Source organism: Colwellia meonggei (assembly GCF_057537295.1).
In genome coordinates, this window is the sequence record NZ_BAAJLZ010000005.1 from 68,504 (window position 1) to 94,185 (window position 25,682).

19 protein-coding genes and 9 tRNA genes are annotated in these 25,682 nt (G+C 37.2%); 24 read left to right on the forward strand and 4 right to left on the reverse strand.

Going from position 1 to position 25,682, the window contains the following annotated elements; genetic code table 11:
• Window positions 1-42 precede the first annotated feature (42 nt).
• The 11 genes from pgsA to AC27E9_RS13205 all read left to right on the forward strand — a co-directional run bounded on the left by pgsA (window position 43) and on the right by AC27E9_RS13205 (window position 3,383).
• Window positions 43-621: a CDP-diacylglycerol--glycerol-3-phosphate 3-phosphatidyltransferase gene (pgsA, locus tag AC27E9_RS13155; RefSeq protein WP_487130884.1), complete on the forward strand. Its 579-nt coding sequence runs from the start codon at window positions 43-45 to the stop codon at window positions 619-621.
• 157 nt (window positions 622-778) lie between these two features.
• Window positions 779-854: transfer RNA gene (locus AC27E9_RS13160), tRNA-Gly, on the forward strand.
• Between the two features lie 57 nt (window positions 855-911).
• Window positions 912-985 (forward strand) — tRNA-Cys (locus AC27E9_RS13165).
• Window positions 986-989: 4 nt separating this feature from the next.
• Window positions 990-1,074, forward strand: a tRNA-Leu gene (locus AC27E9_RS13170).
• A gap of 67 nt (window positions 1,075-1,141) precedes the next feature.
• A tRNA-Gly gene (locus AC27E9_RS13175) sits at window positions 1,142-1,217 on the forward strand.
• A 49-nt stretch (window positions 1,218-1,266) separates the two neighbouring features.
• Window positions 1,267-1,342 (forward strand) — tRNA-Gly (locus AC27E9_RS13180).
• Window positions 1,343-1,406: 64 nt separating this feature from the next.
• Window positions 1,407-1,491, forward strand: a tRNA-Leu gene (locus tag AC27E9_RS13185).
• Window positions 1,492-1,531: 40 nt separating this feature from the next.
• A tRNA-Gly gene (locus tag AC27E9_RS13190) sits at window positions 1,532-1,607 on the forward strand.
• 58 nt (window positions 1,608-1,665) lie between these two features.
• A tRNA-Leu gene (locus AC27E9_RS13195) sits at window positions 1,666-1,750 on the forward strand.
• A gap of 42 nt (window positions 1,751-1,792) precedes the next feature.
• Window positions 1,793-1,868: transfer RNA gene (locus AC27E9_RS13200), tRNA-Gly, on the forward strand.
• A gap of 195 nt (window positions 1,869-2,063) precedes the next feature.
• Complete coding sequence (locus AC27E9_RS13205) at window positions 2,064-3,383, forward strand: outer membrane protein transport protein (protein WP_487130886.1); 1,320 nt, start codon at window positions 2,064-2,066, stop codon at window positions 3,381-3,383.
• A gap of 162 nt (window positions 3,384-3,545) precedes the next feature.
• Here AC27E9_RS13205 and prsT read toward each other — a convergent pair whose 3' ends face one another.
• On the reverse strand, window positions 3,546-6,389 hold the full coding sequence (gene prsT / locus AC27E9_RS13210; RefSeq protein WP_487130888.1) for an XrtA/PEP-CTERM system TPR-repeat protein PrsT: 2,844 nt from the start codon (window positions 6,387-6,389) through the stop codon (window positions 3,546-3,548).
• A 398-nt stretch (window positions 6,390-6,787) separates the two neighbouring features.
• Here prsT and AC27E9_RS13215 point away from each other — a divergent pair, with 398 nt between their 5' ends.
• From AC27E9_RS13215 to AC27E9_RS13240, 6 genes are all read left to right on the forward strand, one after another.
• A complete protein-coding gene (locus AC27E9_RS13215) occupies window positions 6,788-7,600 on the forward strand; it encodes a PEP-CTERM sorting domain-containing protein (protein ID WP_487130889.1) in 813 nt (270 codons plus the stop codon).
• A gap of 278 nt (window positions 7,601-7,878) precedes the next feature.
• Window positions 7,879-8,109: a hypothetical protein gene (locus tag AC27E9_RS13220; protein ID WP_487130891.1), complete on the forward strand. Its 231-nt coding sequence runs from the start codon at window positions 7,879-7,881 to the stop codon at window positions 8,107-8,109.
• On the forward strand, window positions 8,106-8,780 hold the full coding sequence (locus AC27E9_RS13225; protein WP_487130893.1) for a DUF2959 domain-containing protein: 675 nt from the start codon (window positions 8,106-8,108) through the stop codon (window positions 8,778-8,780). The genes AC27E9_RS13220 and AC27E9_RS13225 overlap by 4 nt, the downstream gene beginning before the upstream one ends.
• A gap of 145 nt (window positions 8,781-8,925) precedes the next feature.
• Entirely contained in the window at window positions 8,926-11,331 is a 2,406-nt protein-coding gene (locus AC27E9_RS13230; RefSeq protein ID WP_487130895.1) for a DUF748 domain-containing protein, read from the forward strand.
• A gap of 129 nt (window positions 11,332-11,460) precedes the next feature.
• Complete coding sequence (locus AC27E9_RS13235) at window positions 11,461-12,276, forward strand: hypothetical protein (RefSeq protein WP_487130897.1); 816 nt, start codon at window positions 11,461-11,463, stop codon at window positions 12,274-12,276.
• Window positions 12,273-13,172 carry an ABC transporter ATP-binding protein gene (locus tag AC27E9_RS13240; protein ID WP_487130899.1) on the forward strand — a complete coding sequence of 300 codons (900 nt, stop codon included), beginning with the start codon at window positions 12,273-12,275 and terminating at the stop codon, window positions 13,170-13,172. Before AC27E9_RS13235 ends, AC27E9_RS13240 begins: the two co-directional genes overlap by 4 nt.
• An 8-nt stretch (window positions 13,173-13,180) precedes the next feature.
• Here AC27E9_RS13240 and AC27E9_RS13245 read toward each other — a convergent pair whose 3' ends face one another.
• Entirely contained in the window at window positions 13,181-15,718 is a 2,538-nt protein-coding gene (locus tag AC27E9_RS13245) for an EAL domain-containing protein (RefSeq protein ID WP_487130901.1), read from the reverse strand.
• Window positions 15,719-16,111: 393 nt separating this feature from the next.
• On the opposite strand from AC27E9_RS13245, the gene AC27E9_RS13250 reads away from it, so the two are divergent.
• Window positions 16,112-16,594 carry a low molecular weight protein-tyrosine-phosphatase gene (locus AC27E9_RS13250; protein ID WP_487130903.1) on the forward strand — a complete coding sequence of 161 codons (483 nt, stop codon included), beginning with the start codon at window positions 16,112-16,114 and terminating at the stop codon, window positions 16,592-16,594.
• Between the two features lie 122 nt (window positions 16,595-16,716).
• Here the strand turns inward: AC27E9_RS13250 and rne are convergent, their stop codons facing one another.
• A complete protein-coding gene (rne, locus tag AC27E9_RS13255) occupies window positions 16,717-19,740 on the reverse strand; it encodes a ribonuclease E (protein ID WP_487130905.1) in 3,024 nt (1,007 codons plus the stop codon).
• Between the two features lie 649 nt (window positions 19,741-20,389).
• On the opposite strand from rne, the gene rluC reads away from it, so the two are divergent.
• Together rluC and AC27E9_RS13265 are read left to right on the forward strand one after the other, a co-directional pair.
• Window positions 20,390-21,349, forward strand: a complete 960-nt coding sequence (rluC, locus tag AC27E9_RS13260; protein WP_487131312.1) for a 23S rRNA pseudouridine(955/2504/2580) synthase RluC — start codon at window positions 20,390-20,392, stop codon at window positions 21,347-21,349.
• A gap of 18 nt (window positions 21,350-21,367) precedes the next feature.
• Window positions 21,368-22,015 carry an HAD-IA family hydrolase gene (locus AC27E9_RS13265; protein WP_487130907.1) on the forward strand — a complete coding sequence of 216 codons (648 nt, stop codon included), beginning with the start codon at window positions 21,368-21,370 and terminating at the stop codon, window positions 22,013-22,015.
• Between the two features lie 145 nt (window positions 22,016-22,160).
• On the opposite strand, the gene AC27E9_RS13270 is transcribed toward AC27E9_RS13265, so the two are convergent.
• Window positions 22,161-22,748 (reverse strand): Maf family protein, encoded by a 588-nt coding sequence (locus tag AC27E9_RS13270; RefSeq protein WP_487130909.1) that lies wholly within the window; start codon window positions 22,746-22,748, stop codon window positions 22,161-22,163.
• 119 nt (window positions 22,749-22,867) lie between these two features.
• Here AC27E9_RS13270 and yceD point away from each other — a divergent pair, with 119 nt between their 5' ends.
• From yceD to fabD, 4 genes are all read left to right on the forward strand, one after another.
• Window positions 22,868-23,380: a 23S rRNA accumulation protein YceD gene (gene yceD, locus AC27E9_RS13275; RefSeq protein WP_487130911.1), complete on the forward strand. Its 513-nt coding sequence runs from the start codon at window positions 22,868-22,870 to the stop codon at window positions 23,378-23,380.
• Window positions 23,381-23,418: 38 nt separating this feature from the next.
• Window positions 23,419-23,589, forward strand: a complete 171-nt coding sequence (rpmF, locus tag AC27E9_RS13280; RefSeq protein ID WP_487081764.1) for a 50S ribosomal protein L32 — start codon at window positions 23,419-23,421, stop codon at window positions 23,587-23,589.
• 12 nt (window positions 23,590-23,601) lie between these two features.
• On the forward strand, window positions 23,602-24,633 hold the full coding sequence (plsX, locus tag AC27E9_RS13285) for a phosphate acyltransferase PlsX (RefSeq protein WP_487131314.1): 1,032 nt from the start codon (window positions 23,602-23,604) through the stop codon (window positions 24,631-24,633).
• Between the two features lie 107 nt (window positions 24,634-24,740).
• The gene (fabD, locus tag AC27E9_RS13290) at window positions 24,741-25,676 is read left to right on the forward strand and encodes an ACP S-malonyltransferase (protein ID WP_487130913.1); all 936 of its coding nucleotides are present in this window, start codon (window positions 24,741-24,743) and stop codon (window positions 25,674-25,676) included.
• Window positions 25,677-25,682 lie beyond the last annotated feature (6 nt).

Below are 25,682 nucleotides of genomic sequence, written 5' to 3' on the forward strand. Positions count from 1 at the left end.
TTATTCGATCAGATAACTATAAGAATAGATATTAGAATTACTATGTGGACAATCCCCAATCAAATAACATTATTTAGAATTATATTAATCCCAGTTTTTATTGTGGTTTTTTATTTGCCGGTATCATGGAATCATTTTGGCGCCTTCGCCGTATTTTGGTTTGCTGCGATAAGCGATGCATTAGATGGCTATTTAGCACGAAAGTTAAATCAGTCTTCAGCATTTGGCGCATTTATTGATCCTGTCGCCGATAAACTTATGGTTGTTGCTGCTTTAGTTATATTGATTCAAGATTTGCAGGTATGGTGGATTTCAGTATCAGCTATACTGATGATTGCGCGAGAAATTTTTATTAGTGCGCTACGAGAGTTTATGTCGTCACGTGGTAAGCGAGACGAAATCGCTGTTTCTCAATTAGGTAAATATAAAACGGCAGCACAAATGCTCGGCATTATGGGATTAATTTGGTATCCCACTTATGATATTCCATTAATATTATTTGAATTCCCTCATGAAATTTTAATTTTTGCTGCATATAGCTTCTATGCTATTGCGACTGTGCTGACTTTTTGGTCAATGGTTATTTACTTTAAAGCAGCATGGCCGGAATTAACTAAGTAATATTTGACTAAATAGGTGTAAAGAGGGGAGTTTTAGTTAAAAAAACACCAGATTAGTCGCTTTTTGAGCAGTCGAAATAAAATTGAAATTAAATGGTTGACTCATGAATTTTTCAATGTAGAATGCGTTTCCAGTTGATAGGGAGTCAACAGATGAAGCGGCTGTAGCTCAGCTGGTAGAGCATCACGTTGCCAACGTGAATGTCACGAGTTCGAGTCTCGTCAGCCGCTCCAAATTCTCTTTTAGAGAAGATTCTAAGGAATACTACCTTACTCGTAGATGATGAAAATGGCGGGTTGGCAGAATGGCTATGCAGCGGATTGCAAATCCGTGGACCTCGGTTCGACTCCGGGACCCGCCTCCATTTTGCCCGGGTGGTGGAATTGGTAGACACAAGGGATTTAAAATCCCTCGCCTAACAGCGTGCCGGTTCAAGTCCGGCCCCGGGTACCATTTCATCATTACTGTAGGGTTGTTAATACGCATTGGCATGTGTATAGAATGAAAGTTAAATTATGAAGCGGCTGTAGCTCAGCTGGTAGAGCATCACGTTGCCAACGTGAATGTCACGAGTTCGAGTCTCGTCAGCCGCTCCAAAATCTAACTATTATGCATTTAGTAAATATAAATTTGCTAAATTATGAAGCGGCTGTAGCTCAGCTGGTAGAGCATCACGTTGCCAACGTGAATGTCACGAGTTCGAGTCTCGTCAGCCGCTCCAAATCAAGATGAATTGCTTCATCTGAGTAGGGTACCAATCTCTACGTTAAAAAATACTTCTCGTTGCCCGGGTGGTGGAATTGGTAGACACAAGGGATTTAAAATCCCTCGCCTAACAGCGTGCCGGTTCAAGTCCGGCCCCGGGTACCATTACTGTTAAATCAGTAGCTGTATTTAATAACTCTTCCAAGCGGCTGTAGCTCAGCTGGTAGAGCATCACGTTGCCAACGTGAATGTCACGAGTTCGAGTCTCGTCAGCCGCTCCATTAGTGTTATTTAAAAGAAAAAGTAGCTTCCAAGGTTACTATAAAAATACTTCTCGTTGCCCGGGTGGTGGAATTGGTAGACACAAGGGATTTAAAATCCCTCGCCTAACAGCGTGCCGGTTCAAGTCCGGCCCCGGGTACCATTTTATAAAATGAAGTATTGAAAAATTATAAAGCTCTTCGAAGCGGCTGTAGCTCAGCTGGTAGAGCATCACGTTGCCAACGTGAATGTCACGAGTTCGAGTCTCGTCAGCCGCTCCAATCTATTTATTATCTTGTTAATTACTTCCCATATTTTTAGCTTAAATTTCTGCTATTTTCACATACATTTTCATTACACTTTAGTTGCTCGTCTTATCTGAAAGTCACGTATAATAACGTTTGTGTAAATTATTCCTCATTTGAATGACACTATTATAAAAATTTAATTTCCTGACAAATTACCGAGAACAAAGAATGATATTTAGACGATCAACTCTTGCAGCAACTATTGCACTTTCCGCCTTCAATTCACACTCAGCATCTTTTCAGTTAAATGAAACAAGTGCCTCCGGCTTGGGCAGAGCCTTTGCTGGTGATGCTGTTATTGCCGATGATGCTGCCATTTTAGCACGTAACCCTGCTGCGATGGCGTTATTTGATAAAGCCGCATTTTCAGTTGCTGCAACCTATGTTGATCCTGGTGTTGATATTAAAGGCGTTGACGCACCTGATATGCTTGGCGCTGATTATGATATTAGTAAACTCGATCAAGATGGTGTTGTACCAGCTGCGATTATTCCGGCAATGTATTTTATTAACCCGGTCAATGATAAATTTGCCTATGGTTTTGGCATTAACTCAAACTTTGGCCTTAAAAGTGAATATGATAACGACTACGCTGCCGGCTCGATTGGCGGAAAAACTGATTTAAAAACAGTAAATGCCAATTTAAGCGGCTCATATCGTGTTAATGAGCAGCTAAGTATAGGTTTAGGTCTAAATGTTGTTTATGGGGAAGCTGAGCTCATTAGGCATGCTGGTAGTGTGTTAGAGAATGGCGTTAGCATACCTGGCGTTGGCTTAGTTGTTCCACCTGTTCCTGCAAATTCTGAAATTATTAATATGTCAGGAGACGATTTTGGCTATGGCTGGAATCTTGGTGTTGTGTATGAAGTGAATGCAGAACATCGCTTTGCATTAACATATCGTAGTAAAGTTGAATTAGCGTTTGAAGGCGACTTTACTGGCCTAGGAACGCTAACTGAGGCAGGTAGCTTAATTATTGATATGCCAGCAGGAGCTGAGTTTTCGGGCTTTCATCAATTTACTCAGCAGTGGGCTGTGCATTACAGTGTGTTGTACACGCAATGGTCGAGCTTTGAAAAGTTAGAAGCTTATACAGGTGAAGAGTTAGTTTTTGAAAAACAAGAGAACTTTGAAGATACCTATCGTTTTGCTTTAGGTGCAACATTTGATGTCAATCAGGCGTTAAAACTTAGAGCTGGCATTGCTTACGATCAATCAGCTGCTATTGAATATTATCGCTCGATCTCTATTCCAGACAGTGACAGGTTATGGTACAGCGCAGGTGCGACATACATGTTAAACAACGCTGAGAGCATTGATTTTGGCATTTCGTATATTAATGGTGATAATGTTATTGTTACCGAAGAAGATGCTTTGTTAGGGCAGTTACCTGCTTCTTTAGACCCGCTAGTAGGTAATAAAGACTGGAGCTTTACTTCAGAAGGTAATGCTTTATTGGTAGCCCTACAATACAACAAACGCTTTTAATTAGTTGTTAAGTAATTATTTATTAAGCTTAGCTTTATACTATAAATAGCTAATTTAGTACGGGTTAAGATAAAAGGCCAACCATAGTCATGGTTGGCCTTTTATTGTCTGCTAATTGCCATTGTAAATTGAAATGACTTATAAAGTATTATTTCAACGAATTTACCAATTTGATAATAGCGCTTTAGCTTGCGCCTTTTCGGAGAAGTGTTGGGGACTATTAACTGCTTCTATTAAGTAACCTTTGGCTTCATCTACTCTTTGTAGTTTTTGTAATGTTACTGCTAAGTGATACTTTATTTCAGCGTTGTCATAGTCTTTGGTTAGCGCATATCTAAACAATGCAAGCGCTTCTTTGTGATTACCTAGTCGACTTTCAATCCAAGCATAAGTGTCAATAATTGCAACATTATCTTGTAAATAGCTGTAGGCTTCTTTGGCATATTCTCGAGCTTTTTGATGGTTATTTAAATCAAAGTAAATATTGGCAGCATTATTTAATAAAATTGGCATCTTGCCGTGGTTTGAAATTAGTTGCTCATACTGTGTTGCAGCAAGCTCTAATTTATTTGCGTGTTTGTAGCTATCCGCTAAAGAAATTTCTACCACTAAATCATTAGGGTGCTTTTTTAGCCACTGCTTTAAATACGGTATTGCTAATGCTAAGTTTTGCTCTTTTTTAAAGCTTTGGTAAAGGCCTAAAATGGCTTGTTTTTGTGCTGAAATTTTTAGAGCAGCTAAGTAATGAGATATTGATTTTTTAGTGTTATCGAGTGCTAAGTAAAGATCACCTAATAATACTTGTTCTAGGCTATTACTGTTTGTTAATTTATTAATGTTTGAAATTAAATTTAGTGCGAATGATTCATCTTTGTTTTTTATCACTAAATTCACTAAGCCAATATGTGCAGGTATTGAATTTTGATCTTCGACAATCGCTTTTTTATAAGACTGAATTGCGCCAGATGAATCGCCAGCAATAATTTGTGCTTGAGCGAGCAAAATCGATGCAGCTACTTTATCTTGGGCTTTTCTAACATAGTCGCGCAGTGCTAAAATCGCTTGTTGATGCTTATTTTGCTGTTGGTAAAGTTGTGCTATCAATCTTAATGCACCCGCTGAATTAGTATTTTGGCCGATAAAAAAATCAACAGTTTCTATCGCTTTTTCTAACTGATCGCTTTGGGTTAATGCGTTGGCATATTTAGATAAAATATAGTAGTTATTATTGGCAAGAGCGTATGCTTTACTCGTCCATGATAGTGTCTCTATTATATTACCTTCAAATAAGTATGTATCTGAGATTTCAGCCATAATAAGCGGGTTTTGTGGGAATTTTTCAAGCTTATCCTGTAAGAAGCTACGAGCTTTTACATAGTCTTTCTTAATAATGTCCATTCTAGCTAAATGCACGATAGCAGCGATATTTGTATTATCTAAATTTAATGCTTTTTGAAAAGCTTCTTGTGCTTGTGCAAACTGATTGTTCCAGCCGTAAAGTGAGCCAATGCGTTGTTGAAAGTAACTATCGTTCGGGTATTGAGTAATTAGTTCTTGGGCGATAGAAATTGCTTTATCTATATCTTGGTTGTTTTCGAATGAATCAATTAATAGCAGCTTTACTTGTATACTATTTACTTCATTATTCTTAATAGTCAGCAACGCATCAATTGCCGACTTATACTCTCCTGATTGCATTTTACTACGGGCGAGATTACTAATACCTCGCTCAGAATTAGGGTTGATCTTTAATACTTCTTTAAAATAACTCTCTGCTTTATTTGCGTCTTTTAATTGCAAGTATGTCATACCGAGTAAGGTTAAAATATCAACATTATTTGGATGAGTTAAATTAGCTTTTTTTAGCAAGTTCTTTGCAGAAATTGCGCTACCTGTTTGTAATTCTATTAGTGCGATCATGCGAATAGAATCTAGATGTGAATCGACATAAGTTAGATATTTTTCTATATACCGCTTCGCATCCAATAAATTACCATATTGAAAATTAGTTAACCCTGCTAAGTAATAATAATCAGGTGTTGTTTTCATAATTTCATCTGGCACAGCTGCCAAAGTTGTGATGACTTCGGTGAGTTTCTTTGTTCCTGATTGGTCAGAAGAATTATCTAAATTTGCATTAATTAATGCTTTAAGATAGCCCGCTCGTGGTTCATTCGGTATTTCGCTGAGAATAATATCGATGTGGGGTTCAGCAAGTGCGTATTCACTCAAATTTATATGCAACATAGCTTTGGTTAATAAGGCTGCAAAATGACTATGATCAATTTCTATTGCTTTATCAATCGCTACTAATGCCTCTTTTTGTTTACCTAGTTGAGCTAAAATATTGGCTTTCATAATCCAACCATTAATAAACGGTTTTGGTTGCGCAAGAGAGCGTTCGATAAATTGTAATGCTTGCTGAGGTTTCGAGGATATCTGTGCAATTTGAGCTCGACCAAGTAAAGCTAGCTGGTTTTTAGGCGCTAAAATCAAAGCTTCTTCAAAGGTAATGTCTGCAGAGCGATAAAGCTTCTGGCCGATTTGAGCTTGGCCCTTGTAAACAAGTAGCTCAGTTTCAATTTTAGTGCCACGACTACCTGCTTTAGTTATCCGAATAACCTCATCGTACTTATGCTGTAATAAATAGGCATGGGCAAACAATGTTACTAGACGGTTTTTATCCGCATTGTTTGCTTTCGCATTATTAAGTTCAATTTCAGCTAAATCGCCGTTTCCCTGTGCTAACAGCGCTTGAGCTAATAATATTCGCGAAGGCAAATGATCGCTTTGTTGTTGCAAAACATTTTTAAGATGAATTATTGATGTGTCAATCTTATTGTTATGAAAAGCAATAAGCGCATCTTCATACTGTTGGTTTACCGCTTCATTTGCATAGCTATGTAGTGAGAGAGCGCTCAGTAGCACGGCAATAGAGCCAATAGCTTTTATTGGATTTTTCCTACTATTTGATAAAAAAATAGTGTCAGAGGAGAGTTTTTTCATTTTTAGACCTTAGCAATATTATTGGCGTTAACGCTGATTTACACGAAAAATCCTAGTTTATAAATATGTTAATAACTTTTAGTTCTCTAAGCCAGATAAATTAAAATTATTGTATATATTTTAATACTTAACGATAAGCAGTAGGTGAATATCTATATCTACAAGTAAGACTTTTTACTTATATGTGTTAAAGTATTGTTAAACATGTGAAAGTTGAATGTCGAATATTTTTACAATGGGTAAAGTATTAAAATAAAATGAACATGAAAATTTATTTAAGTGTATGTTTGAATTGGGTTTTTTGTGTTTGGTATATGTTTTGCTTAATGATTTTGTGAAAATAGATAATTCAAATTTTTATACGGTTGAAAGTTGTAACAACATATAATTGGAATATTATGATGTCGATGATTAAAAAAGGTTTACAAACATTAGCTTTAACTACGCTATTGGCTAGTACAAGTATTTACGCCACAGATATTACTGTTGGTGGCTCTACTGTTTCGGTAGATGATACGGCGGATAGAGGTCAAGGCGGAACATCAAGTAATGGCTATTTGTATAATATAAATCAAATGGACGTTAATTGGGCATCTGATGATACGATAACTGTTGATGTGTTTACTAATTTTGCTAGAAAAGATGGTTGGGAAAATAATTACCATGCATCAGGACAATATAACAAAAATATAATTTTTGGTGATTTACTTATTGGTGCCAATAAAGGTAATGACTCTGGTTATAATTACGCATTTTCTCTTGGTAATTTTATGAATAATAGTGCAACGCGATTTGATTGGAGTAATCTTTCTAATGAAAAGGCGGGTGGGTTATATGCTATTGACGGAACCACTAAAGCGGGAGAATATCACGGTTATAGAAGAGATAAAGGCTCAGTATTTGGAAATACTATAGGTGGAGAACAAAATGCTGTTTCTTCATTTTGGTCTGTATCTGGAGGCGCAAATACCGGAAAAATTAGTTTTAGTTTTAATGTTGGTGGCATTGATGCTTTTAAAAAGGCAACGTCATTATCATTGAGTTGGGCAATGTCTTGTTATAATGATGCTGTACACGATACGTTTGCATTGACAAGAAAGAATAGACCACCAACGGACGTACCTGAACCTACGACAGTTATGCTTATGCTTTTGGCATTAGCAGGTATTGTATATAGTCAGAAGAAAAAGAAGGGTGATTTTTCAGCATAGTACCTGAAAATAGAATTATTAAGGAAAGCCAAATGCATATGCATTTGGCTTTTTTGTTTTATAGTATTTCGGGTGAATTACTTCAACCTTAACGATATAGCATGAACAGTACCTCTTTTACTACAATGCCTCCTTATTTCTAATAAACTATAAGAAATTTTTTATAAATTTATCTTGGTGGTTTGAAATAACCACAAGCATTACAAATAAAGGTAATGTTATACTGTTGACAATAAAACGATATTTTAATAACAAAAATTTAACGCATGGAGGTTTACATGGCGCAGCAAGGTTCTGGTGGTAATGTTTTAGCGGCACTTTGTAGTATTTTTATTCCTGGTTTAGGGCAATTGGTACAAGGGCGCATTATGCCCGCCATTTTGTTTTTTATATTTTGGACAATTGCTGGGGCATTGATGTGGGTCGGTATTGGCTGGATATTATTACCGATAGTGTATATCTGGTGTATTATTGATGCAGCACGTTATACAAGCGGGGGTGGATCATGACCATAGCCAATGTAATTAGCGTAAAAAAAGTACAAAAGCTTGTTACTTTGCTATTCACAGTAACATTAATGTTAGGTTGCCAATCTGCGTATTATTCTGCAATGGAAAAAGTTGGTGTTCATAAACGTGATATTATGCTTGACCGCGTTGAAAATGCGCAAACAGCTCAGCAAGATGCCCAACAACAATTCAAATCTGCACTAGATCAACTTTCACAGTTAATAAATTATGATGGTGGTGATTTAGCTGCGCAATACGAGTTGGTTAACGATCAATATGAAGCAAGTAAATCATCAGCTGAAGAGGTAGCTGCTCGTATTACTGCCATAGAGAATGTTGCTGAAGCTTTGTTCGATGAATGGAATAATGAAATAGAGCAATATTCAAGTGCAAGTTTGAAGCAGCAAAGTCAGCAAAAACTGCGAAAAACACAGCGAAATTATCAAAGTTTGATTAAGTCGATGCATAGGGCAAAAAATAGAATGGCGCCCGTATTATCAGCACTTAAGGACAATAGCTTGTATTTAAAACATAACTTAAATGCACAAGCCATTGGCGCTCTGCAAGGTGAATATAAAACTATTAAACGTGATGTTGAGTCGTTGGTTGCCGAAATGAGTAAGGCAATTGAGCAATCTCAGCAGTTCATTGATTTATTACAGCCTGAATAATATAAATGTTGTATTAAGAAACCATCGTAGATTTTGCGATGGTTTCTTTATTTTGGATGATTAAAAATTTAAATTATCAATCAATAGTTTTAATCAAAACAGTTTTAGTCAAGATTTTGAATTTTGTAATTTATAGGAAAATAAGATGAGGCGTCACCTCAAAAATTTAAGTAAATTTTTAGCTATTAGTTTTTTTACCCTTTATTGTTTAATTTGGGTACTGTCTCCAATAATCACAAGTTATGTTACCAACAATTATGCACTTCCTAATGGTTATGCTCTTACCTCAAACTCTAGTATTCGTTATAACCCGTTCACAGCACATTTGACGGTTAATGATTTAGAGCTGCAACATGAAAGCGATATTACCTTAAGAATGAAGGCTCTTGATGTTGAGTTACACTTGCATCAATTATTATTTGACACTATTTATATTGCAGAGTTTGATATTACAGGCATGTATATTCCGGTGATTACTGGTGAAAACTCGTTAAAGGTTGCTGGTTTTGAGTTAATGAATAAAGCAACAGACGACGCCGAAGTTGCTCAAGAAAATGATACGCCAACAGTTAAAAAAGAATTTCCGTATCAAATAGTGCTACCTGACTTTAATTTAACTGATTCTAAAATTGATATTGCCCATTTAGGAAAAAACCATCAAGTTGAAATAGATTCACTATCAATTAGTAGCTTTGCTTTCTCTGAAAAAGAGCAATCTTTGGCGTTGATATTGGAAAGTAAAATTAACCAAGCGCCAGTAGAGGTTGAAATTAATACTGAGTTAGTTCAGCAGTTAGGCTCGTTAGAGCTTAGCGTTAGTATTGAAAAGTTTGCGTTGCATCATGCGCAAGTATTTTTACCAGAAAATCTACAAGCTTTAAATGGGGATCTAAGCTACTCGAACAAGTTAGAAGTCGAATTATTCTCAGATAAAACCTTAGTGAATGTTAATCAGCTTTTGCTTTCCCTTGATGACTTCTCCGTTCAAGAAAACGACTTAATCGTTAATGTTGCGCATAAGCAAATACAAAGTGACGACATGTCTATTACTTTAGCTCCTGAAAAACCCGTTAGCATAGATGCAATTTTTGTCGCTGACATTAGCGATATTTTTGTCAAAACAAAAATTAACGATGAATCATTAGTGAAGGTTGCTAATATTGCCTTCAATGGTATTTCGTTAATGATGAAAGAAAATAGGCCGCATGTGACGGTTAGTCGTTTAAACGTAAGCGAAGGCATGTTTTCAGAAAGTAAAACAAAAGAACTACCGGCCTTAGCTGCTTTTCAAGAGCTTGCTATTAACGATATTAAATACCAGCCAAGTGGGATTGCCATTCAAGATATTACGCTTTCCGGCTTAGTAAGCAATATATTCTTGGGTGAGAATAAACAACTTTCAACTTTGATTCATTTGACTGATAAAGAAAGTGAAACTGCTGTGGTAGAAGTTGTTGCTGGAAAAGATGAGAGTGAGCAAACTAACAGCACTGAAACCAAAGGTGCGCATACTGAGCCTATGTTTGGCTTTAAGTTAGGTGAATTTAAACTACTCGACAATGCGATTATTGACTTTAAAGACACTAGCGTGAACCCACATTACGAGCGAAATATTAATATTAGCCAGTTGTCATTAGCCTCAATTGACACTCTAAAGCCTGATTTAGAAAGTATATTTAATTTACAGGGTAAGAGCGATAAATATGCAAACTTTACTGTAAATGGACGAGGTCAACCATTTGCAGAGTCAAAATCTTTTACTGTAGACGCGAATTTAAAGGAAGTGAGTTTACCTGGCGTGTCTAGTTATATAAAAGAAGCGCTAAAATATGAGATTGAAAGTGGTCAACTCGATGTGAACATTAACGCTGGTCTAATTGGCACTGAAATTGATGGCGATGTTGATTTATTGTTACGGGGAGTAGAGTTTACTGCTGCGGATGATCATGAGACAGGAACTGTTACTGATCAAACTAGTGTGCCGTTTAATGTGGCATTAGGTATGTTAAAAGATTCAGACGGTAATGTAGAATTGTCAGTACCTTTGTCGGGTGATACGAGTTCACCATCTTTTGGTTTTTCTGGCTTTTTAACATTATTGGTTAAACAAGCGACTATGTCAGCTGCTAAAGATTATTTGCTGACGACTTTCGTTCCTTACGCGAGTGTTATGAAAGTAGCGATGGCTGCAGGTGAATATGCGTTGAAGTTACGAATTAATGACTTAAATTATTTGCCCACTGAAGTAGAATTAAATGCTGAGCAGATTGAGTTTAGCCGACAGATGTCGGTAATGCTGCAAGACCAAGCTGATATCAATGTTAAACTTTGCGCAATAGCGACTTCTGCTGATATTGCGGTACATAGTGCAGATGAAGCACATCTAGAAGCAAACATAAAACGTTTAAAGGCTATTTCACAGCAAAGGGTAGATTTATTTAAAGCGCATATGGTGGAAGAGTTACAAGTTCCGTCTGCTAAATTATTGTTATGCACACCTCAAATTGACACCTCAGCTGATGCTGTATCTCGAATAGAGTTTGTTATTTAGACAGCAATGAAGACTTTCAATGCAAGTTCAAGAGAACTTGTGTTGAAAGTTATAATATCCCCATGATAAAGCTCGCTTTTTAAGTATATTCCTTTTATGGTAGTCAAAACTTAAGCTTATTGGTGCCACGTGCATATTAACTTCGCAAGACTATCACATATTATCATTTTCGAAATCGTTCGGTTGTTTCGTACAAAGCGTGGCTTATTGGCATTACTGGCTTTTGCCACTATTTGGTTTATTATCCTTTATTATTTTGTCAGCTCAGCGGCGGGAATAGTGACATCGTCGTCGTTTGAACGTATGGCTTCTGAGCTTTTTGGCGCACTAGGTTTGTCTGCATTGTTAGAGTGGCCAGTAGCCGAATATGCTATTTACTGGTTAGTTGCTGTCTATTTTTTCCCGGTATTTTCATTATTAGTTTGTAGTGACCAGATATGTTCAGATAAGCAGCGGGGAACTCTTAGGTTTATATCATTGCGTTCAACACGTTTAGAGCTGTTACTTGGGCGATATTTAGGACAACTACTCATTATCGCAATATTAATAACTTTAACAGCTGTTGCTACCACCATTTTGGCTAGCGTACGGGATGGCGCATTGCTTGCTATAAGTGCTTTTATTGGCGTCAAATTGATTTTGGAGCTACTGATAGTAGTGATGCCATTTATTGCGTTAATGTCCTTATTAAACACTTGGGTTAGCTCAGCAAGGCTTGCTATCGTTGTGGCAATTTTATTTTTTGGTTTAGGTCCACTTATTATTGCTTTTATAAATTACCAAGTTGGCCATAATTTATATTTAGACTTAATTTTTCCAGGAGGACAAATAAATAGCATTTTGGCGCAAACCAATCTTGGCGGAAGCCATTATATGTTACCATTATTTCAAACACTTATATTGCTTATTGTCAGTCATCTATTAATGAAGAGGGCTGCAATATGAGTGCGATTATTGAAGTAAAAAATCTATGCAAACAATACGGTGAAAAGCAAGCATTACGAAATGTTGATTTTACCTTATCGCGTGGTGCACCTGTAGCTTTGGTTGGTCCAAATGGGGCGGGTAAAACAACACTTTTTAGTTTGCTATGCGGTTATATGCAACCAAGCTCAGGCACAATAAAAATTCTCGGCCATAAACCTGCAAGTGCCGAATTATTTGGACGATTATCCGCGTTACCACAGGATGCTCAGTTAGATCCTCGTTTTTCAATTGCTTCTCAGTTAAGTTTTTATGCTCGTTTACAGGGAATGAGTAATGCTAACGCAAGAAAAGATACTCAACGAGTATTAGAAATGGTTGGTTTATCAGACGTCGTTGATAGTTGCCCTGGTGAATTGTCACATGGCATGCGTAAGCGGGCGACTATTGCACAAGCATTATTAGGCTCACCAGAAATTGTTATGTTAGATGAAGCAACCGCGGGATTAGACCCTATTAACGCTAAAGAAATACGAGCAATTGTTGCGGAACATGCCAGTGAAGTAAACTTCATTTTGAGTTCACATGATTTAAGTGAACTTGAGCGCTTATGTGAAACTGTACTTTATTTGGAGTCTGGACAACTTAAACAACACCAAAAATTAAATACTAGTACTGATGAAAGGTTTATTACGCTGAGAATGAAACAAGGTCATGCTGATATAACACCAGCATTAATGACAATTCCTGATGTTATAAATGTAGCTGTCACCCAAGACAGAGAATATCTTATTTCGATAAACTCGAACCACAACAATATTGATATTGAAGTGGCGTTGTTAGCTTTATTGCAGAAAAACAATTGGCATTATGCACAGTTAATTAATGGCAAAACATTAGAAAATCAATTGTTTTAATCTACTTGCTATTTATCTGCTGGAATAAACTCACCTTCTAGGCTCGCTGGTATTTGGCCGTTACTTAACTCATTAAGCCAATTTAGATAATCGGCGTGCGACATTGGTTTAGCATAATAATAGCCTTGGCCAATATCGCAGCCAAATTGTCTTAGGGTTTTCTCATCTAGTTCACTGTTTATACCTTCGGCAACAACTTCTAAATTTAACCCTTTTGCCATCCTTACAGTAGTTTCTGCAATAATTTTTCGTTTATGATCACTACATACATCTTCAATAAATTCTCGATCAATTTTTAATTCTTGAAAAGGTAAGTGACTAATTTGTGACATTGAGGAGTAGCCCGTACCAAAGTCATCAATACTAATAGTTATACCTAAATCAATAAGCCTTTCGATAGTTCGAATTGCAATACTGTCTTGTGAAAAAGAAATTGACTCAGTTAACTCGAAAATGATTTTTTCAGCTTTGATGTCACTACGTTGAATAATTTCAGACACATCCGTTAAAAAGCTCGGCTGAATAAGGTCTTTACCACTGATATTAATTGAAACCATATGATTGAGGCCTGTTTTCTCAGATAAACACACCTGCTGCTGCAAGGCTGTTTCAATTATCCATAAGGTAAGTGTTGGCATTAGTCCAAAGTCTTCAGCAATAGGAATAAACATTTCAGGGGAAACATAGCCTAAAGTTTTATGTCGCCAACGCAATAAACACTCACTACTACACACTTTATTGGTTTTTAGATCGATTTGCGGTTGGTGAAACAATTCGAATTCTTGATTTTCTATCGCGTTTTGCAAGTCAATTGCCAGTTGCATTGAAGAAGGTGAGTCCTGGTGGATATCGGCACGGTAAAGCTGCCATTTATTTTGACATAATTCAGCGCTCTTTGCTGCCTGACAAGCATTCTCAACCAATGCGTCGCTTGAGTTACCATGCTCTGGATAGTTTGCTAAGCCAACATAAGCAGACAACGGCAAGTTTAATTCCTTTAGATAAAATACCTTACTGGCAACTTCCTGGATTGATTGAACAATTAGGGTCATGTCTTGTTGATTGATGTTATTGTCAATGACTAATGCCAAACTGTTACTTTCTAAAAAGCAAAGTTTCTCTTTTTGGTCTGTAATCTGAAGTATGGCATCATTAAAGCGAAATAAAGATGATAGTTTTTGATTAAGACTTTGAAAGAACTTAATTCGTGTAGCTTCGTCGATATAAAACTCTATGCGATTGAATTGCTCAGGCTTGATTACTGCAACGGTTAGCTTGGCTGAATTACTTTCAAGCAAAAGCTTTATGGTGTGATCTAGGTTAGTTTTCCTAGGTAAATGATTACTTTGGTGATATGCAATCATATTAAGTTTTTCTTTCTCATTGCGACGGATTCGCTCTGCAAGTGCAAATGCCATAAACGTAACTTCTACCATGATGGCAAATAAAAAAGCGTTACGAGTGAAAAAACTATATTCAAGTTTATTTAGTAAAACCATTGGCTGAATAGCAGCTCCAATTAATAGTGGAACCCAAGACAGAAAATAAAAGCGAGCCCAAGAAAAGTCTCTCTTTAATCGGTTAATAATTAAATAAAGGGCAAGTACATAAAATAATGGCTGTAGTGAGAAAAATACTTTTGTTTGTGCTATTTCATCCAGTGATAAGGAGTATAAGGCAATACTAGCGAGGGCAACGGTAATGGCAATGGATAATTTATATGCCCAATGATTTAAACGCTCATACCTTAAAAAATATACTGTAAACAGTAATAAAGAAATGATCAGAAGAAAATCAATAAAGATCAGATATTGATTCAGCAGCATCATAATATTGCGAGAAAATAAAAAGTATCCGTAACCTGTAAGTGATGACAGAACAAAAAATGCTGACAATAAATAGCTGATATATAAAAGGTATACTTTGTCTTTTCCGGCAAAAAATAATACTAAATTATAAATGGCCATAATAAGTAATATGCCAATAAACGCCCCGTAAACAAGTTGAGAAAACATTAAACGTTGTTCAAATTCTGCAGGCTTAAATAGTAACAATGGGATATTTGGTGGACCCGAATTTCTAACATGAATGAGAAAATTACTTTCGCCAAAGGGACTGAGCTGTAACTGTGCATAAGGGTATACTTGTTTTGCAGTATCTGTTGGTTGCGGCAACTTAGAAAATATCTTTTCTGAACTATTTAGTACATCTAAACGATAAACATCGAATATCTGCAGCATACTATGCTCGGCCATCAATATAAGCTTATTCTCAACCTTACTTTTTAGTGGAGGCTGAGTAATCGTTTGAGTGCTTTCATCTGATGTGAGCGCTGATGGAATAGGGTACCGTACTGTTAATCTAACCCAATAACTTTGCTCAGCTAACGTATAAGGTATTTGATCTAATTTACTGTTAATAAAGTTAGCGTTTCTTAATATAGAATCAAGCTTAGTGTCATGGCTTTTATCAATGTAATAACTGCTTATAATGCTAAAAGAGCTGTTTTTCTCAGTTATATTTTTTTTATCTATAGTGTTTACCATATTCACTAAGTGATAGAGAACGACTATTAAAATTAAAGAAATTAATGTTGTGAAGAGCCATTTACTCACATTAAAGAATTGCAAAAAAGTTACCTATTTAAATTTGTAATTATCAAAAATCATTATATTTTCTATATATATAATGTAGCAGAAATACTGATAGTAGTGGCAGTTTAAGAGTCTTTTTTAAAGATAGTTAAAGAAAAATTTTAGTTTGCAAAATTAGTAGCAATAAATATGTAAGTACTATTAGTTTTAAGGACATTAAACTAAGAAATATTTTCATTGCATATGACATCTACACTTGAATTCACTAGTTAGTCATTTAATATAAACTCTCAGTAACATGAACAGTTATTTGAAAACTTTTAATGCACAGTTAGGATCTTATTTGTGAATAGTACAATTGAAATAACGGCCGTAAAATCAATACTTTTTGTCTGCATGGGCAATATTTGTCGTTCGCCTAGTGCTGAAGCTGTTTTTCGTCAAAAGGCCAAATCTTTGTCTTTGACGATAGATTCAGCAGGGACCATAGGCTCACATGCCAGAGAAAAGCCCGATCATAGAGCACAAAAAGCGGGTGTAGCTCGCGGTTATAGCTTTGATAAAATAAAGGCTCGTAAAGTTACTGTAAAAGACTTTCAGCAATTTGATTTGATATTAGCTATGGACGAACAAAATGTTAAAGATTTAATGAAAGTGGCTCCCGTAGAATACAGTAATAAAATACAATTATTTTTAGATTATGCCGAAAATTTTGAAGATACCGAAGTACCTGATCCCTACTATGGGGGGGCTAGAGGTTTTCAATATGTGTTAGATTTGGTTGAAGACGCCAGTGATGGACTTATTAAGCGCCTATCAAACGAGTGAGGAGAGTTTGATAACCCCTCACTTTGCTGAAAGTTAAATCATGTAAAAATAGTAATAAAAAAGGCTAATCGCATACTGCAATTAGCCTTTTTATATCATGTACTTCTATATTACCTAATCAACTAATCCAAACTTGGTTTTGTTGGGCCAGCAGAATGACGGCTAGTTACATGTGCGATTAATGCTGACTTTTCAGATTTACTATGCGCAAGACGTTGTTCACTAGCAACAAAATCTTTAGGTATAGTACCGTTGCTGATGATAGTTTCTGGCTTAGTCATAGGAGCAGATGCTTTTCCTGGCGCTTTTCCTGACTCAGCTTTTACTTTACGCTTAATATTTTTAACTTTAGCGCGCACCTTTTTCGGTTTTTTCTCTGTATTGTCAGATTTTTCCTCGACCGCTGGAGTTTCATCTACCGGATCGGTATTCACAACATTGTCGCTAGCTTCTTTCTCTGTTGACTCTTGAGTTGCTATAACTTCACTAGTATCTTCGGTTTCAACAGTTTCAGTTGTTGTCTCAACCACTGGCGCCACAACTTTTACTTCTGCTGTATCTACGACCGGCGTTTCCTTTATTTCAGTTTCAGAAACGGTGCTAACAGTCTCTTCAACGTCACTTTGAGCTACTTCAACTTCTTCCTTTACGGTTTCCTGAGTTACTTCTGGCTCATCAAAAGGTAAGTTCTGCTGAACTTCATTAACAGATTCGTTAGTGACTTCAGCGTCCACTTTTGGCGCTTGAGTCTCTGCCTGTTCAGCAGGAGCTTGTATAACAGCTTCAGTTACTGGCTTAGCTTCGTTAGCTTCATCAAAAGAGTTAACGTGTTGTTTTTCAGGATAACGCGTTGTTACTGGATCTTCAGTAATTTCAGCTTTAGCATCAACAACTTCAGCACTTTGGCGACGACGTTGACCGTGTGCACGCATATGACGAGGAGAACGGCGGCTTCTTGGACGTTGCTCTTCCTTCGTTTTACTCGCAGATTGCTCAACATTAGCGCCTTCTACATTTTTAGCTACTTCTTCTGTAACAGCCTTCTCTTGCTTTAGCTTTTCTTTAGTTGCAGGAGTTGTCACCGCCGTATTTTTATTGTCAGTATTAATCGCAGCCTGTTCATTGTTATTAACACGAACTTTCTTGCGGTTATTACGACGTTGTCGACGCTCAGCAACTTTTTCTTCTTTCGGTTTCTGCACACGTTCTTTCTGTGGCTTAGCCGCTTTAGTTTGCTTGTTATCTTTTACGTCATTAGCGTCTTGTTGCTTGCGTTTGTCGTTACGTGCGTTATTGCGACTGTCTGAACGGTTATCCCCGCGATTATCGTTACGATTGTTGCGACGTTGACCTTGGCGACCACGTTGTTGACGGCGCTCACCATTTTTATTGTTACGCTGTGGTTTTTTAGGCGCTACGGGTTTAACTTCTTCTTCAGTCGTAAATAGCGACTTTAACCAGCTAACAATACCTGAAAATAGACCTTTAGATTCAACAGTGCTCTCTGCTTTAACTTGTGGAGTCGCAGCCTGCTTTGGTGCTTGCTTAGGCGCAGACATTCCTTGTAATAGTGGTTCATCACGTTTGCTAGCTTCTTTATCAAACTTAGGCATAACAGCTTCTTCCGGTGCTGCTTGCTTAACATCTACTTCATAACTAGCTTCTTCAATACTTTCGTCTTTTCTTACGCGAACTACTTCATATTGTGGTGTGACCATATTTGGATTTGGAATAATCAAAATATGTACGCTATGGTGTTTCTCTATATGAAATACTGAACGACGCTTTTCATTTAATAAGTAGGTAGCTACTGGCACTGGTACTTGAGCTTGAACCTGCTGGGTATTATCTTTAATGGCTTCTTCTTCCATTAAACGCAATACCGACAATGCTAATGACTCAACACCACGCACATGACCAGTACCGTTACAGCGTGGACATACACCTTGGCTGGTTTCACCAATAGAAGGGCGTAGGCGTTGACGCGACATTTCAAGCAAACCAAAGCGTGAAATACGACCCAATTGAATACGCGCTCTGTCTTGACGAACAGCGTCTCGCATACGGTTTTCTACTTCACGCTGATGACGCACTGGGGTCATGTCGATAAAGTCGATAACCACTAAACCACCTAAGTCACGCAAACGTAACTGACGAGCAATTTCTTCTGCGGCTTCAAGGTTAGTATTAAAAGCTGTTTCTTCAATATCACCGCCTTTAGTGGCACGAGCGGAGTTGATATCAATTGAAGTCATAGCTTCAGTTGGGTCAATAACAATTGAGCCACCTGACGGAAGACGAACTTCACGTTGGAACGCTGATTCTATTTGCGTTTCAATTTGATAATGTGTGAATAATGGTACGTCATTGGTATAAAGTTTTACTTTGCTTAAAAAGTCAGGACGAACAATTTCGATATGCTTTTTAACGCTTTCGTAAGTTTTAGGGCGATCAATTAATACTTCACCAATGTCACGGCGCAAGTAATCACGAATGGCGCGTAAAATAACATTAGTTTCTTGATGAATTAAAAATGGAGCAGGGCGACTGGCGGCAGCTTCTGAAATTGCATTCCAGTGGTGTAATAAAACATTCAAATCCCACTCTAGCTCTTCATAATCTTTGCCAACACCAGCGGTGCGAACAATTAAGCCCATACCTTTAGGCAAAGCCAATTTACTTAATGAGGCTTTTAAGTCTGTGCGTTCGTCACCTTCGATACGGCGTGAAATACCACCGGCGCGAGGGTTGTTTGGCATTAATACTAAGTAGCTACCGGCAAGACTGATAAATGTGGTTAAGGCCGCGCCTTTTTGACCACGTTCTTCTTTATCAATTTGTACAATGACTTCTTGGCCTTCATGCAACACTTCTTTAATGTTAGGGCGACCTTGAAAACTATAGCCTTTAGGGAAGTATTCTCGAGCGATTTCTTTCATTGGTAAGAAACCGTGACGGTCAGCGCCGTAATCAACGAAAGCAGCTTCTAAAGACGGCTCGATACGGGTGATTTTAGCTTTATAGATATTTGATTTTTTTTGTTCATGACCTGGGCTTTCGATATCTAAATCGTAAAGTTGTTGGCCATCAACAAGTGCTACACGCAATTCTTCTGACTGTGTAGCATTAATTAACATACGTTTCATAGTTTGTGTGACTCATTTTTAGTCACAACACACCATTGCCTAAAACACAAAGTAATCTATCGCTATGGTAACAGCGTTTTGTCAGCCTCACGGGTGTCAATCTTCCTGCGCCATATTACGCAGCAAGCTGTTAAAAATTCTGATTGTCTAATATAACTAAGGTGTTATACACCTTAGTGAAATTGATTCTTTATGTGCTCAGCCAGTGTGCTGTGCGCAACAGGAAATCAAGTTTATTGCTAATGTTAGTTCGATAGTTTTATCGTGTTTTCTAATCAATTAACAATAAAGATTTACTTGTATTTCCTGTTTAATTACATAATCGCTTTATTGCGCCGGACAATATGTTTATGCGTTGTTTTTGACAAGTTACTCGCGTCAATCTCGCAATAGGCCTTACATTTAATATCTCAACACTGAACACTTATAAAAGTGATTTTCAAACTGTTTCATATTAACGTGGCCGCATTTTGCCTCTTACGTTTCGCTTAAAGCATCCTTTTTAATCATTACGGCTAAAATATAGCGGTAACCACACTATTATCACACTTTATTTCCAGATAAGCCAATTAAATCGAGCTTTTAATTGCCCGAAAAGCAAAAAAACTATGGTAAACTGTCGGCAATTAATGTTCATTGTATAGTCCTTATGACCGATAGCCCAAAACCTCAAGTTAGATTTTTTACGATAGATAGTGAAGATGCCGGACAACGTATTGATAATTTTTTGCTAAAAACCTTAAAAGGTGTACCAAAAAGCATGATTTATCGCTTACTAAGAAAAGGCGAGATACGTGTTAATAAAAAGCGTAAAAAGCCTGAATATAAATTAGTTGATGAAGACATCATTCGCGTTGCGCCTATTCGTGTTGCTGAAAATACCAATGAAGTGTCAACGCAATTAAATGTTGTGGCAAATTTGGAAAAACAAATATTGTTTGAAGATGAGCGTTTAATTGTTATTAATAAACCTTCAGGTATGGCAGTTCACGGTGGTAGTGGTTTAAGTTTTGGTTTAATTGAAGCTTTAAGGGCGCTTCGTCCTGATGCTCGGATGTTAGAGTTAGTTCATCGCCTTGATCGTGACACGTCAGGGTGTTTAGTTGTTGCTAAGAAACGTTCAGCATTGCGCAACCTTCATGAGCAATTAAGAAATAAAACCGTCCAAAAATTTTACCATGCGCTAGTTAAAGGGCGCTGGTCAAATAAATTAACTCGTGTTACTGAAAGTTTGAAGAAGAATGATTTAAAATCAGGTGAGCGTGTAGTGGTGGTTGATAACATTAACGGGAAAGAGTCTGAAACTCGCTATAAAGTTATTCAGCATTATAAAAACGCCACACTTGTAAGAGCTTTTCCGGTAACAGGCCGTACTCATCAAATTCGTGTTCATTGTCAGACAAAAGGTCATGCCATTGCTTGTGATGCAAAATATGGTCATGAAGATTTCGATCAAGAAATGAAAACGCTAGGGCTAAAGCGCCTATTTTTACATGCTGCGAGTATTGAGTTTACCCATCCATTAAGTAATGAGCGTATTAAAATTGAAGCACCGTTAGAGCCGTCATTAGAAAAACTGCTATCAAAACTAACAAAAGCGCAACATTAATAAAGGTTAGGTAATTATATGAATAATTATGAACTGGTCATTTTTGACTGGGATGGCACTTTAATGGATTCGGTGGCACGTATTGTTTCATGTATGCAATCAGCAGCGAAAGAAGTTGAATTAGCTACTCCAAGTGCTGATAGCGTTAAAAATATTATAGGCTTAAGTTTACCTAAAGCGGTTACCACTTTATTTCCAGATTGCAATGAGCAACAGGCGGAAGAAGTTATAGCGCAATATAAGCATCATTATGTTGCTGTTGATAAAACACCGACGCCTTTATTCAGTGATGCAATTAATTTGTTAGCTTTATTACGTGGTAATAATAAATTGTTAGCAGTGGCAACAGGAAAGGCACGGGACGGTTTAGAACGAGTATGGCAATTAAGTGATACCAAACACTTTTTTCATACGTCCCGTTGTGCAGATGAAGCTTTATCTAAGCCAGATCCGGAAATGATAGAGAGTATTTTAGCTGAATTATCAATTTCCGCTGATAAAGCTATTATGATAGGTGATACAAGTTATGATTTAGAAATGGCTCGTCGAGCTGGTGTTGACAGCATTGGTGTAACTTACGGCGTGCATGATAAAGAAACTCTAGCATTATATCAGCCGAAAGCGATTGTTGACTCTTTATCAGAGCTTCAAGCTATCTTTAGCTAAATTATTTTTAGAATGATAGAAGAAGCCCGATTTATTTAAGTCGGGCTTTTTATAGGCAGCAATTATTGCATGATGCCATAACAAGAAAGCAGGCAATTAGTAAATAAAGGCGCTATCTTTTTTATTGGTCATTAAAGCCGTTTAATTATTGCTCTGCTAATACATCCACATCGTGTTGTTTTAATAACTCTACCAGCTTTATTAAAGGTAAACCTATTAATGTATTCGGATCATTACCTTCGAGCTTTTCAAATAAACAAATACCTAAGCCTTCACTTTTAAAACTGCCTGCACAGTTGTACGGCTGTTCCGCATGTAAGTAATTTTCAATCTCTGTTAGTGAAAGCTCTTTAAAGTGCACTAAAAACGGCTCTATTAATGCTGTAGTGTAATCGAGACCGCTATCATAAACACATAGACCAGTATAAAAGACAACAGTTTTGTTACTGAACTTCTCTAGTTGTTTTACAGCATTTTCAAAATTATGAGGCTTACCAAGAACTTCTCCATCACACATGGCAACTTGATCTGAACCTATAATTAATGCATCAGGGTGATCGGTAGCGACCGCTTTTGCTTTTTCAATGGCTAACCTTTCAACAAGTTCAACTGGAGATTCATTTTCTAAGGCAGTTTCATCTATATTAGGCTTGGCACAATCAAATGGGATGTTTAGTTTAGTTAAAATTTCTTTACGAAAAGGGGAAGTAGAGCCTAAAATTAGCTTTTTCATTAATATCACTCAAAATATAAACAGATTGCAGTTAATATATGGGCTATCTTGAGTTTTTAAACAAAATTAGCTATTTTTCTTTTGACACAAGCCGATAGGCACTTTATTATGCGCGCCTTATGAAAAATCTTAAACTCCCGATAACGATAGACCCATCTAGAAGCGCGCAACGAAAGTTAGTGTGTGACGGATACTTTGAAGTATCTGGGATGAATAGATTGCTTGCTGTGTGTGAAGCACGAAGTGAGCAAGTGCAAGTAAATGTTAATTTTAGTGTGGATGAACAGGGTTTGGTAGCAATATCAGGCACAGCATCGGCAACGGTTACATTAACTTGTCAGCGATGTACTGAAGGGTTCGATTTGGCATTAGAAGTGAATTTCACTTTTAGTCCGGTGAAAGACGCTGATGCTGAAGCTGAATTGCCGTCATATTATGACGCAATTGAATTAGATGAAAATGGTGAAGTTAACTTGCGAGAGTTAGTGGAAGACGAGTTATTACTTGCAATTCCATTAATTCCAAGGCACTCCATTGAAGATTGTCAGTCTCCGGCTGATAGTGTTTGGGGTGAGTTGCCGGAAGAGCTAGATAAACCGAATCCATTTGATGTATTGAAAAAACTTAAGTAGTTAATTTTAGCTAATAACCGAATTTTTAGGAGTAGGCAATGGCAGTTCAAAAGAGCAAAAAGTCTCGTTCAAGACGTGGCATGCGCCGTTCACATGACGCATTAACGGCAGAGCATTTATCAACAGATCCAGTATCTGGTGAAACTCATCGTCGTCACCATGTAACAGCTGACGGCTTTTACAAAGGTGTTAAAGTAATCAATAAGTAATCTGTAACGATTATTTTGATTAATCTAACCATAGCGTTAGATGTTATGGGGGGCGATCAAGGCCCCCTTGTAACGCTTCCTGCTGCAATACTTGCAGTAGAAAATTTACCACATCTGCATTTAATACTTTGCGGTGACGAGCATGTCATTGTTGAGGTACTTACGCAAAATAATTACTACCCTCATTCAAGAATTACTATCGTCCCAACAACAGAAGTTGTTGAAATGGATGACAAACCGGTATTTGCTCTTCGTAATAAAAAACAATCATCAATGCGTAAAGCACTTGATTTGGTGCATGACGAGCAAGCTCAAGCATGTGTTAGTGCGGGCAATACTGGTGCGTTATTTTCAATGGCGCATTTTGTGTTAAAGACATTACCAGGAGTTGAGCGCCCAGCTTTGATCTCCGCACTGCCAACAAACAATAGTAAAAAGCATGTTTTTATGTTGGATCTAGGTGCGAATGTTTTTTGCGATTCAAGCGTTTTGTATCAATTTGCTATTATGGGCTCTGTAATGGCGAAAGAAGTGGATGGCATTGAGAACCCTAAAGTTGCCTTATTAAATATGGGTGAGGAAGATAATAAGGGTAGCGATCATATCAAACAAACGGCGAGCTATTTATCACGCAACGAAGAGATTAACTATATTGGCTTTATTGAAGGTAATGACATTTTTACTAATAAAGCTGATGTAATCGTTTGCGATGGTTTTGTCGGTAATGTTGCACTGAAAACATGTGAAGGTGTGGCAAGAATGGTTTATAAGCAGTTACAAGAAATCATTAAAAAACATTTTTTAGCACGAATTTTAGGTAAATTATTATCAAGTACGTTAAAAAAACTGTTTAAACCCATGAACCCCGACCAGTATAACGGTGCAAGTTTGATAGGATTGCGCGGTATTGTCGTTAAAAGCCATGGTAACGCTAATGTTACCGCTTTTTATACTGCTATTTTAGAAGCTGTTACGGAAGTAGAGCGACAAGTACCAATAAAAATTAAAGATCAGCTTGAGCATAACTTTTGTCATAAAGATTAATGGCATGGCTTTAAGATATGTTTAACTTTTCTGAACTAATTACTTCAGTATTGGACTAATAGCCGATACTACACAAAATTAAATTTTAATATAATTTAGGTCTAACAATGCAAAACAATTTAGCGTTTGTCTTTCCTGGTCAAGGTTCACAGTCATTAGCTATGTTAGCTGACTTTGCTGAGCATGACGTTGTACAAAGTACATTTACTGAAGCATCAGAAGCTTTAGGTTACGATTTATGGCAATTAATTCAACAGGGGCCTGTTGAAAAGTTAAACCAAACAAATTTCACTCAGCCAGCACTCTTAACTGCTAGTGTGGCAATTTGGCGTTTATGGCAAGCGTCAACATCAGCGGCACCTGCAATATTAGCGGGGCACAGTTTAGGTGAATATTCAGCGTTAGTATGTGCTGGTGTTTTTTCACTTGCTGATGCGGTTAGGTTAGTAGAGAAACGTGGCGAGTTTATGCAAGCATCGGTACCAGCTGGTACTGGAGCAATGTATGCCATCATAGGTTTAGCAGACGAAAAAATAATTACAGCTTGTGAGCAAGCGGCACAAGGCGAGGTAGTTTCTGCAGTTAACTTTAACTCACCTGGACAGGTTGTTATCGCCGGTAATAAAGCAGCGGTAGAACGTGCAGGGGAGCTATGTAAAGAAGCTGGTGCTAAAAGAGCGTTACCTTTGCCTGTTAGTGTGCCGTCTCATTGTGCATTAATGAAAGACGCTGCTGATAAATTAGCTGAAGAATTTAACAACGTAACATTTAATTCACCAACTATTTCTGTAGTAAATAATGTTGATGTTGCGATTGAAACATCTGCAGAGGCTATTAAAACTGCATTAATTAAACAGTTATACAGCCCTGTACGATGGACAGAAATAGTTCAATATTTAGCACAGCAAGGCGTCGAGCAAGCTATTGAAGCAGGTCCAGGTAAAGTGCTACAAGGCCTATTAAAACGCATCGACAAAACCATTAGTTGTCAATCTGTTAATGACAGTGCGTCATTAACTAAAGCATTAGAATCAGTAGAGTAATAATAT